Below are 11,351 nucleotides of genomic sequence, written 5' to 3'. Positions count from 1 at the left end.
GCCGACAATGTAGCGGGGCTTAAGCACACCGCCGAAGCTGTGTCATTGACACAATAGATCCGCTTCGCTCTTCGGAGCGTTGTGTAGTCGTGTTGATGGGTAGGGGAGCGTCCTGCATCCAGTGAAGCCGTGGCGGAAGCTAGCGGTGGAGGGTGTGGGAGTGAGAATGCAGGCATGAGTAGCGAATGCAGAGTGAGAAACTCTGCCGCCGGATGACCAAGGGTTCCTGGGCCAGGCTAATCCGCCCAGGGTAAGTCGGGACCTAAGGCGAGGCCGACAGGCGTAGTCGATGGACAACGGGTTGATATTCCCGTACCCGAGCATGTGCGCCCATGATGAGGCAGTTGATACTAACCACCCAAAGCGCATGGTGAAGTCTTCGGATGGAGCTGTGTTGTGGAGCGTGGGATCTGATTCTGTAGTAGTCAAGCGATGGGGTGACGCAGGAAGGTAGCTCCGCCAGGCGATGGTTGTCCTGGTGTAAGCGTGTAGGCCGGAACATAGGCAAATCCGTGTTCCATATAGGCTGAGACGTGATGCGTAGCCGTTTGAGGCGAAGAGGGTGATCCTATGCTGCCGAGAAAAGCCTCTAGTGAGTGCATGCACGGCCCGTACCCCAAACCAACACAGGTGGTCAGGTAGAGAATACCAAGGCGATCGGGTGAACTGTGGTTAAGGAACTCGGCAAAATGCCCCCGTAACTTCGGGAGAAGGGGGGCCAAACACCTTGAAGTCCTTCGCGGACTAGGGGTGGGTGGCCGCAGAGACCAGCGGAAAGCGACTGTTTACTAAAAACACAGGTCCATGCGAAGTCGCAAGACGATGTATATGGACTGACGCCTGCCCGGTGCTGGAACGTTAAGAGGACCGGTTAATCCCTTCGGGGGTGAAGCTGAGAATTTAAGCGCCAGTAAACGGCGGTGGTAACTATAACCATCCTAAGGTAGCGAAATTCCTTGTCGGGTAAGTTCCGACCTGCACGAATGGCGTAACGACTTTCCGGCTGTCTCAACCACAGGCCCGGCGAAATTGCACTACGAGTAAAGATGCTCGTTACGCGCGGCAGGACGGAAAGACCCCGGGACCTTTACTATAGTTTGGTATTGGTTTTCGGTTCGGCTTGTGTAGGATAGGTGGGAGACTGTGAAGCGGTGACGCTAGTTACTGTGGAGTCAATGTTGAAATACCACTCTGGTCGAATTGGGAATCTGAACCTCGGGCCATGATCTGGTTCAGGGACAGTGCCTGATGGGTAGTTTAACTGGGGCGGTTGCCTCCTAAAGAGTAACGGAGGCGCCCAAAGGTTCCCTCAGCCTGGTTGGCAATCAGGTGTTGAGTGCAAGTGCACAAGGGAGCTTGACTGTGAGACAGACATGTCGAGCAGGGACGAAAGTCGGGACTAGTGATCCGGCACCACCTGGTGGAAGGGGTGTCGCTCAACGGATAAAAGGTACCCCGGGGATAACAGGCTGATCTTGCCCAAGAGTCCATATCGACGGCATGGTTTGGCACCTCGATGTCGGCTCGTCGCATCCTGGGGCCGGAGTAGGTCCCAAGGGTTGGGCTGTTCGCCCATTAAAGCGGCACGCGAGCTGGGTTTAGAACGTCGTGAGACAGTTCGGTCCCTATCCGCCGCGCGCGTAGGATACTTGAGGAAGGCTGTCCCTAGTACGAGAGGACCGGGACGGACGAACCTCTGGTGTGCCAGTTGTCCCGCCAGGGGCATGGCTGGTTGGCCACGTTCGGAAGGGATAACCGCTGAAGGCATCTAAGCGGGAAGCCTGTTCCAAGATGAGGTATCCCACCCCATGTGGGTTAAGGCCCCCAAGAGACGATTGGGTTGATAGGCCAGAAATGGAAGCACAGTAATGTGTTGTTGAGTTGACTGGTACTAATAGGCCGAGGACTTGCCTACAAAGATGTTACGCATCCACTCTACGGTTCTGAAACACCACGCGTGTTTCATAGTGTTTCGGTGGTTATAGCGCCAGGGAAACGCCCGGTCCCATTCCGAACCCGGAAGCTAAGCCTGGTAGCGCCGATGGTACTGCAACCGAAGGGTTGTGGGAGAGTAGGACGCCGCCGAACTTACTTAGAGTAGGCCCCGGTCGAGAATCTTCACGGTTCTCCCGGGGCCTATCTCTATGTGGCGTGCTGTGCGGCGCCCGTGACGGAGCGCCATGCGCGCGCGGGGTGCTCCGAACGGCCCCGTAGGATGGACAGTCGGCCCCCATAGCGGGTGGCCCGTGAGAACACAAGATTTTTCTATGGCAGGAGGCCAGGTGTCCGAGTTCGGTCGACGTGACTCAGAGGATGATGGGTCCGGCCGGTCGGCTCGCCGCGACCAGGGCTCCCGCGGCAACCGGTCGGACGCGCCCCGGGGAGACCGGCGTGGCGCGCGGCAGGACCGTGGCGGGCGTGACGGCGGCTACCAGGGACGCCCCCGGCGGGACGACCACGGTGCGCGCGGCGGTGGGTACCAGGGCCGCCCCTCGGGTGGCGACAACCCCCGTGACCAGCGCAGCGGCGGATACGCCGGCAACCGCGACGGCGGCCCGCGCGCGGGCTCTGACGACCGCGGCTCGCGCGGCGGCTACGACAACCGCTCCGGCCGGCCGCAGGGCAAGTCCGCGTCCGGGCGTCGCTGGGAGGACCGCGGTTCGAGCGGCTCGACCGGAGGCTTCCGCGACGACAACCGCTCCGGCGGCGGCTCCCGCGATTCCCGTGGCTCCGGCGGTCCCCGCGACAACCGCGGCGGCTTCCGTGACGACCGGGGCTCCGGTGGGTTCCGCCCCAACCGCGATTCGAGTGGCGACGACCGCGGTTTCCGCGGCGACCGCGACAATCGCAGTGGCGGTTTCCGCAACGATCGGGACGACCGCAATTCCGGTGGTTTCCGGAAGGACCGCGGCGGCTCCGGCTTCCGTGACGACCGCGGTGGCTCCGGCTACCGCGGCGGCAATTCGGGTGGGTCGCGCGACGACCGCGGTGGCTACCGCGGCGGCAGCGGTTCGGGCTCGCGTGACGAGCGCGGCGGCTCGGGCTACCGGGGCAGCAGCTCGGGTGGGTCCCGTGACGATCGTGGCGGCTCCAGCTTCCGCAGTGGCGGCGGCTCGGGCGGTTTCCGTAGCGACCGCAGCGGCGGCAGCTCGGCTGGGTCGCGTGACGATCGTGGTGGCTCGGGCTTCCGCAGTGGCGGTGGCGCGGGCGGTTTCCGTGGCGACCGCAGTGGCGGCAGCTCGGGTGGGTACCGCAACGACCGCGGCAGCGGTGGGTCCGGCTTCCGCAACGACCGCGGCGGCAGCAGTTCCGGCGGCTACCGGGGCGACCGCGATGACCGCGGCGGCTCGGGCGGCTCGGGCGGCTACCGAGGCGACAGGGACAACCGGGGCACCTCGGGTGGTTACCGGGGCGACCGCGACGACCGTGCTCCGCGCACCGGTGGGTCGCGCGACGACCGCCGGCCGGGTGGCTTCCAGAAGGACCGTGACGACCGCGGCTTCCGCAGCGGCGGCGCTCGCGACGACCGTGGTGGCTCCGGCTTCCGCAAGGACCGCGACGACCGCAGCTCGGGCAGCGGCTTCCGCAAGGACGACCGCGGCGGCTATCGGGGCGGCTCGGACCGCCGTGACGATCGGGGCGGCCCGCGCGGTTCCGACCGCCGCGACAACGGCCCGCGCGACAACGGCCCGCGCGACAACCGTGGCTCCTTCAACCGGGACGACCGCGGCGGCTCCCGCGACCGCCGCGACTCGGGCGACTCCCGCGGCTTCGACCGCGCCGACACCCGCGGCGCTGCCTCCGACGACGACTTCGACATCACCGACGACGGCTTCGTCGCCGGCGACACCGCCGACCGCGAAGACTTCTCGAAGCCCGGCGACAGCGGCCGCGGCGAGCGCTCTGACGTGACCGCCGACGGCGACGCCGCACGCGACCACGCGAATGGGGACGACGCCGCGCCGCGCGCCGACCGTGCGGATGACGGCGACTCCGATCGCGAGGAGCCGGCTTCGCGCGACGTCGTCCGGTCGCAGGCCGACGACTCGGCCGATCGCGACGGAGAGCGGTCCGCTCGGGACAACCGAGACGACGCGCCCGAGGGCGACGACAAGGGTGACCGCAGCGGTCGCGAGCACGCTTCGCCTGAAGACCGCGGCGACGACAGCGACGGTGGCGCGCAGTCCGCTCGCGAAGACCGCGACAGTGGCAACTCGGGCAGTGACAGCTCGGGCGAGGACCGCCGAGACAATGGCGACGGCACCGCGGTGTCGGCGCGCGATGAGCGCGCCGAAGGGTCCTCTCGCGACAACGGCTCGAGTGACGACCGCCGAACCGGTGGCGAGCGGTCCTCTCGCGACGACCGAGGCGACCGCGGCAGCAGCAGCGACCGTCCCCGTCGTGACTTCCGCGAGGGCCGGGACAACCGCGACAGCCGGGACAGCCGTCGAGACGACCGGCCCCGTCGGGACGATCGCGACGCGCGCGGGGGCCGCGACTCGCGGCCGCGGCGGGACGAGCGGCCGATGCGCGGCACGCGTGCCGGCGCGGAGGCGCTGGACGACGCGGCGCTGGCGAGGGAGCTGCTCGAAGCGCCGGAGCTGCCGGAGGGCATCGAGTACTCCGATCTGGACGAAGAGGTGCGGCGTGAGCTGCGGACGTTGCCGAAGGGGCTGGCCGAGACCGTCGGGAAGCACCTGGTCGCGGCGGGCGGGCTGATCGACGTCGACCCGGAGGCGGCGCTGGAGCACGCGAAGTACGCGAAGCTCAAGGCGTCGCGCGTGCCGATCGTGCGGGAGGCGCTGGGGCTGGCGGCCTACCACGCGGGCAACTGGCAGGAGGCGCTGTCGGAGCTGCGGGCCGTGCGGCGCATGACGCGCAGCGACGAGCACATCGCCATCATCGCCGACTCCGAGCGGGCCCTGGGCCGGCCGGAGCGGGCGCTGGACCTGGCGAAGGAAACCGACACGGCGAAGCTCTCGAAGGCGACGCAGGTCGAGCTCGCGATCGTCGCGGCCGGGGCGCGGCGCGACCTCGGGCAGATGGACGCGTCGGTCGTCTCGCTGCAGGGGCCGGACCTGGTGCCCAGCAAGCGGGACCCGTGGAGCGCGCGCCTGTTCTACGCCTACGCCGACAACCTCGTGGCGGCCGGGCGCAAGGACGAGGCCGTGCGCTGGTTCCTGAACGCCGCCGAGGCCGACAACGAAGACGAGACCGACGCCGCCGAGCGGGCGGCGGAGCTCTCGAATGAGTGACGCGCTCCTCGCGGGCTACGACGCGGTGCTGTTCGACCTGGACGGCACCGTGTACCACGGCTCGCAGGTGATCGAGGGCGCGCCGGAGGCGGTCGGGGCAGTGCGGGAGCACGGCACGGCCGTCCGGTATGTCACGAACAACGCGTCGAAAGCGCCGGCCGACGTGGTGGCGCATCTCGAAGCTCTTGGCCTCGACGCGACCGTCGACGAGGTGCACACGAGCGCCCAGGCTGCTGCCGCGGTGCTCGGCGAGCGCCTGCCCGCCGGTGCGCGCGTGCTGGTCGTGGGCACCGACTCGCTGGCCGCCGAAGTTGAAACGGCCGGGCTGGGCACCGTGCGGAAGGTCGACGACGACGTCGCGGCCGTCGTGCAGGGGCACTCGCCGGAGACCGCGTGGGCCGACCTAGCCGAGGCGGCGCTGGCGATCCGCGCCGGCGCGCTGTGGGTCGCGTGCAACGTCGACGCGACCTTGCCCACCGAGCGCGGCCTGTTGCCGGGCAACGGTTCCATGGTCGCGGCGCTGCGCACGGCCACCGACACCGAACCGGTCGTCGCGGGCAAACCACAGCCGCTGCTGTTCGAGACGGCCGCACGGTCGGCCGGCTCGAGCCGGCCGCTGGTGGTGGGCGACCGGCTCGACACCGACATCGCCGGTGCGGTCGCCGCGGGCATGGACGTGCTCGCGGTGCTCTCCGGCGTCGCGACGCCCGCCGGTCTCCTGACGGCGATCCCCGCCGAACGGCCGACGCACCTGGCCGCCGACCTGACCGCTCTCACTCAGCGCGCCGAGGACCTCAAGATCGGTCCCCGGCCGGGCTGGGAGATCATGTCCGGCGACGTGCTGACCGTGCGCGGCAGCGGAGAAGCCCTCGACCTGCTGCGCGCGCTGTGCCACGCGGCGTGGGCGAGCGGCGTGACCGAGGTCCGTGCCGAAGGCGACGCGGCCGAGGCGGCGCTGACCGGGCTGCGGCTGGCCTGACTGGTAGTTTGAGTTCGTGCACCCGAACGTCCCGCGGCCCGTCCCTGGCCCTCCGCCGGTACCCGGACCTGGCCCGCAGCAGATCGATCCCCGCGCGGGGATCGAGGAAGCCGTGGCGGGCATCGACGACCTGAACTCGGTGCCGCTCGCCGAGCACGTCGACCGGTTCGAAACCGTGCACACCGAGCTCACCGTGGCCCTGTCCAGCATCGACAGGGTCTGACCGGCGTGCCCAAACGGGCCCGCCTCGACGCGGAGCTGGTTCGCCGCGGCCTGGCCCGCTCACGGGAACAGGCGTCGGCCCTGATCACCGGCGGCAAAGTCTCCGTGCGCGGCATGGTCGCGACCAAACCCGCCACCGGCGTCGAGTCCGACGCGCCCATCGTGGTGAAGGACGAGGACGACCCCGGCTGGGCCTCGCGCGGCGCGCACAAACTCCTGGGCGCGCTGGAGAAGTTCGGCCCCGAAGGCCTCACGGTCGAGGGCCGCCGCTGCCTCGACGCCGGCGCGTCCACCGGCGGGTTCACCGACGTGCTGCTTCGCAACGGCGCTGCCACCGTGATCGCCGCCGACGTCGGCCGCGGCCTGCTCGACTGGCGCCTGCGGACCGACGAGCGCGTGGTCGTGCTGGACCGCACGAACGTGCGCAACCTGACGCCGGAGACGCTCGGCGGCCAGGTCGACCTCGTCGTCGGCGACCTGTCCTTCATCTCGCTCAAGCTCGTGCTGCCCGCGCTCGCCGACTGCGCGCGCGAAGGCGCCGACCTCGTGCCCATGGTCAAACCGCAGTTCGAGGTCGGCAAGGACCGCCTCGGCAGCGGCGGCGTGGTCCGCGATCCCGAGCTGCGCGTGCAGTCCGTGGTCGACGTCATCGCCGAAGCCGCGAAGCTGGGGCTCGCGCTGCGCGGGGTCGTCGCGAGCCCGTTGCCCGGCCCGTCCGGCAACGTCGAGTACTTCGTGTGGCTGCGGCGAGATCTTCGGCATCAAGATCCGGGCGAACTCGCGGCCGCCGATGGCACTGTGGACGGTGTCGAGCGGCTCGTGCGGGCCGCCGTCCAGGAAGGACCCCAGTGACCAGCGAACGTGAAGTGCTTCTCGTGGCGCACCCGGACCGGGACCACACGCGGGAGGCCGCACGCGAGGTGTCAGCGCGGTTCACGAAGGCCGGGATCCGGCTGCGCGTGACCGACGAAGAGGTGCGTCAGCTCATCGACCCCGACGGCTGTATGGACATGCCCTGCACCGTCGTGGCGCCGCAGGACGACCCCGCGCGCGGAGCGGAGCTCGTGTTCGTGCTCGGCGGCGACGGCACGCTGCTGCGCGCGGCCGAGCTCGCGCGGCCCGCGGGCGTGCCGGTGCTCGGGGTGAACCTGGGCCGCGTCGGTTTCCTGGCCGAGGCCGACTCCGACGCGCTCGCCGACGCCGTGCAGCGCGTGGTCGACCGCGAGTACCAGGTCGAGGACCGGATGACGATCGACGTCACCGTCACCCACGGTGGCGTCGAGCTCTACCGCACGTGGGCCCTCAACGAGGCCAGCGTGGAGAAGTTCTCGCGCGAGCGCGTGCTCGACGCGCTGATCGAGGTCGACGGCCGCCCGGTCTCGTCCTTCGGCTGCGACGGCGTGCTGTGCGCGACGCCGACCGGCTCCACCGCGTACGCCTTCTCCGCCGGCGGCCCGATCATGTGGCCTGACGTCGAGGCGCTGCTCGTGGTGCCCAGCAACGCCCACGCCCTGTTCGCGCGTCCGCTCGTGGTCTCGCCCGACTCCGTGATCACCGTCGGCATCGACCCCTCGGGCCATAGCGCCGTCCTGACCTGCGACGGGCTGCGCAGCTTCGACATGCCGCCGGGCTCGCTCGTGCGCGTCGTCTGCGGCCGCCGGCCGGTGCGGCTCGTGCGGCTGTGGGAAGGCGTGTTCACCGACCGGCTGGTGCACAAGTTCGGCCTGCCGGTGCGCAGCTGGCGCGAACGGCGCACCGGCGGCCGCTCGGTCTGAGCGGGTGCTGGCGTGCGGTGATCGACGACGTGCGGCGCTCTCCTTCGCAACGCAGGGTGTGCGCGAGGTGACCCGTGACACGCCCGGGCCGAACCGTCCGCACAGGTGTTCGACCAGCGAAAAGAACATTTAGCACCGGTCGAGCGCACGGAAGGTCGGTGGGGGCGGCTACCGTAGGCGTCGTGCTGGCCGAGATGCGCATCCAGGGCCTCGGAGTCATCGAGGACGCCCTGCTGGAACTGCACCCGGGTTTCACCGTTGTGACCGGTGAGACGGGCGCCGGGAAGACCATGGTCGTGACCGGGCTGCACCTGCTCTCCGGTGGGCGGGCCGAAGCGTCCAAGGTCCGGAACGGAATGCTCAAGGCCTTCGTCGAAGGGCGCTTCACCCTCGACAAGGCCGACGCCGCGAGCCGCATCGTCACCGACGCGGGCGCGGACATCGACGAGGACGGCAGCGTGATCGCGCTGCGCACGGTGGCCGTCGACGGCCGGTCGAGAGCCCACCTGGGCGGCCGGTCCGTGCCGGTCGGCGTGCTGGCGGACCTGTCCGAGCAGGTGATCGCCGTGCACGGGCAGAACGACCAGCTGCGGCTGCTGCGCCCGAGCGAGCAGCGCGCGGTGATCGACCGGTTCGCGGGCCCCGCGGTCGGCGAGCCGCTCACCGCCTACCGCGAGGTGCGCGAGGAGTGGCTGGCCGTGATCGGCGAGCTCACCGAGCGCTCCACCCGTTCGCGCGAGATGGCGCAGCAGGCCGACCTGCTCAAGCACGGTCTCACCGAGATCGACGCCGTCGCGCCCGAGCCGGGCGAGGACGTGGAGCTCACCGAGCAGATCAAGCGGCTGATGGCCGTCGACGAGCTGCGCGCTTCGGCGACCGAAGCGCACGTCGCGGTCTCGGGTTCGCAGGACGGCGACCCCGACGCGCCCGGTGCGCTCGGCCTCGTCGGCGAAGCCTTGCGACGCCTGGCCTCGGCCGAGGACTCGGCGCTGCGGGAGCTCGTGCCGCGGCTGGAAGAAGCTTCGATGCTGCTCACCGACGTCGGCGCGGAGCTGGGCGGGTACATCGAGGGCCTCGACGCCGACCCGGCGCTGCTGGAGAAGGTGCTGGCGCGCCAGGCCGACCTCAAGCGGCTCACGCGCAAGTACGCGGCCGACGTCGACGGAGTGCTGGTCTGGGCCGACGACGCCCGCCGCCGGCTCGAGTCGATGGACACCTCCGAGGAGGCGCTCGCCGAGCTGGCCCGCCGCCGCGACGAGCTCGCCGTGAAGCTGGGCGACCACGCCACCGCCGTGTCGGCGGCGCGCGGCAAGGCCGCGGCCGAGCTGGCGTCGGCGATCACCAAGGAGCTCTCCGGTCTCGCGATGGGGCAGGCGGAGCTGGAGATCACCGTCGAGCAGAAGCCCGCCGAGCACGGCGACCGCCAGGCGCTCGCGATCGACGGCCACGCCGTCCACGCCGGATCGGACGGCATCGACGAGGTCGAGCTGCTCCTGCGCGCCCACAACGGCGCGCCGCCGCTGCCGGTGCACAAGGCCGCCTCCGGCGGTGAGCTCTCGCGCGTGATGCTGGCCATCGAGGTGGTCCTCGCTCACGCCGACACCGTGCAGACGCTGGTGTTCGACGAGGTCGACGCCGGCGTCGGCGGGCGCGCGGCGGTCGAGATCGGCCGCCGGCTCTCCCGGCTCGCGCGCACGCACCAGGTGCTCGTGGTGACGCACCTGCCGCAGGTCGCGGCCTTCGCCGACCAGCACCTGGTGGTGGACAAGGGCACCAGCGGCGGCGTCACGCGAAGCGGCGTGAAGACGCTGAAGCAGCCCGACCGCGTGAAGGAGCTGGCCCGCATGCTCGCCGGCATGGACGGCACGGAGACCGGCCGCGCCCACGCCGAGGAGCTGCTCGCCGTGGCGGAGAAGGACAAGGCCGCCGCCGAGCCGAAACGCAAGCGCGCCAAGAAGGGCTGACCACACGCCATGATCTGGGCCGCGGTGGCCGACGTCGAGGCGGAGCTCGCCCGGGCTCGGCGCGACGGCGATCTCGACCGGTTCCTCGGGCTGCTCGGCGACGAAGAGCTGTTCGTGCCGATGCTCCGGGAAGACGCGGAAAAACTCGCGAGCGAGCAGGGCTGGTCGTCGGCCAAAGCCTGCTGCCGCGACCGTTCGCTGCGGTTGTTCACGCGCGGCGCCCTGCCCGACCTCGGCGTCGACGTGGTATTCCTCAGCGGCGACCTCGACTGGGCCCTGCACGGGGTCGACGCCGACGAGCAGGTGGTGTTCAACGCCGGCACCCTCGGCGAGTGGCGCGTGCCAGGTTCGGCTGTGCTGCCGTGGCTCGACGCGAACCCGCACCGCGTCACGGCGGTCGAGCAGCAGGTCGAGCGGCTCAACACCGCGCGCTACGGGCACTTCGAGGGCTCGCTGGCCCACGCGCTCGCGTGCGGCGCGCACCAGGCCGTGCTCACCGCCGAGCCGTGGAACGTGCTCGACGCGCGCTACCACGACTACGTCGCCGAGGTCCGCGGCCTGCGCGACTGGTGGGGCGTGTCCGACGCGGCCGGCTGGCGCGCCGCGATGAACGACCTCGTCGGCCCCGGCTACACGCTCACGCCCGGCAACCTCGTCCTCGTGCTGCGCGCCCGCTACGGCGCGGGGCTCGATCCGTGGTCCTGGGCCGAGCTCGTGGCGCGCTGGTGCGCGGACAACGGCGCGCGGGACCAGGCGCCCGCGCTCACCGACGTCCTGCGTCGCGTCGTGCGGTACGAACAGCGCTTCCGAGCCGACGGATTGCTGCCACCCACCGGCGTCGTCGGCACCACGATCGGGTGGGACGTCGCCCGTGCGGTGGCGATGGCGCGGTGGGGTCTGGCAGTCGGTCACTGCGATCCGCTCACGGCCGAGCTGATGGTGCTCGAGGCCGGCGCGGTGGCGCGTCGCTACCACGAGTCATGGGCCGAGCTGTCCGCGAGCTACGTCATGGGCCGGGCCCTCGCGCTGGACGAGGAGGAGTTCGGCGAGGAGTACACCTCGGCCGTGCGAGTCCATCACCTGCTGCTTCAAGATCCCGCCAGTCCTTGGCTGAACCTCTCGTTCGCCGCGGCGGAACCCACCATCCAACCCTGAA

7 protein-coding genes and 2 rRNA genes (1 of these 9 running past the window's edge) are annotated in these 11,351 nt (G+C 70.2%); all 9 read left to right on the top strand.

All coding sequences use genetic code 11. From position 1 onward, the window contains the following. Positions 1-1,915: ribosomal RNA gene (locus K1T34_RS50980) — 23S ribosomal RNA — on the top strand; it begins 1,201 nt to the left of the window's first position. A gap of 56 nt (positions 1,916-1,971) precedes the next feature. Continuing rightward, positions 1,972-2,088, top strand: a 5S ribosomal RNA gene (gene rrf / locus K1T34_RS50975). Between the two features lie 194 nt (positions 2,089-2,282). Next, positions 2,283-5,255 carry a hypothetical protein gene (locus tag K1T34_RS54400; RefSeq protein WP_255638176.1) on the top strand — a complete coding sequence of 991 codons (2,973 nt, stop codon included), beginning with the start codon at positions 2,283-2,285 and terminating at the stop codon, positions 5,253-5,255. Continuing rightward, complete coding sequence (locus K1T34_RS50965) at positions 5,248-6,234, top strand: HAD-IIA family hydrolase (RefSeq protein WP_220241942.1); 987 nt, start codon at positions 5,248-5,250, stop codon at positions 6,232-6,234. Before K1T34_RS54400 ends, K1T34_RS50965 begins: the two co-directional genes overlap by 8 nt. Positions 6,235-6,250: 16 nt before the next feature. After that, positions 6,251-6,457: a hypothetical protein gene (locus K1T34_RS50960; protein WP_220241941.1), complete on the top strand. Its 207-nt coding sequence runs from the start codon at positions 6,251-6,253 to the stop codon at positions 6,455-6,457. 5 nt (positions 6,458-6,462) lie between these two features. Then, entirely contained in the window at positions 6,463-7,308 is an 846-nt protein-coding gene (locus K1T34_RS50955; RefSeq protein ID WP_220241940.1) for a TlyA family RNA methyltransferase, read from the top strand. After that, positions 7,305-8,231, top strand: coding sequence for an NAD kinase (locus K1T34_RS50950; protein ID WP_220241939.1), 927 nt, complete (start codon positions 7,305-7,307; stop codon positions 8,229-8,231). Before K1T34_RS50955 ends, K1T34_RS50950 begins: the two co-directional genes overlap by 4 nt. A 182-nt stretch (positions 8,232-8,413) precedes the next feature. Next, on the top strand, positions 8,414-10,195 hold the full coding sequence (gene recN / locus K1T34_RS50945; protein WP_220241938.1) for a DNA repair protein RecN: 1,782 nt from the start codon (positions 8,414-8,416) through the stop codon (positions 10,193-10,195). A gap of 9 nt (positions 10,196-10,204) precedes the next feature. Beyond that, entirely contained in the window at positions 10,205-11,350 is a 1,146-nt protein-coding gene (locus K1T34_RS50940) for a DUF1266 domain-containing protein (protein ID WP_220241937.1), read from the top strand. Position 11,351: the final 1 nt, after the last annotated feature.

It is taken from the genome of Amycolatopsis sp. DSM 110486 (assembly GCF_019468465.1).
Classification (GTDB): domain Bacteria; phylum Actinomycetota; class Actinomycetes; order Mycobacteriales; family Pseudonocardiaceae; genus Amycolatopsis.
Note: the sequence above shows the minus strand (reverse complement) of the source record. Positions and strands in the feature narration are given on the sequence as shown.

Coding starts and splice junctions, on each gene's coding strand:
- K1T34_RS50965 (WP_220241942.1), top strand. CDS start 5,248: ATGAGTGACGCGCTCCTCGCGGGCTACGACGCGGTGCTGTTCGACCTG.
- K1T34_RS50940 (WP_220241937.1), top strand. CDS start 10,205: ATGATCTGGGCCGCGGTGGCCGACGTCGAGGCGGAGCTCGCCCGGGCT.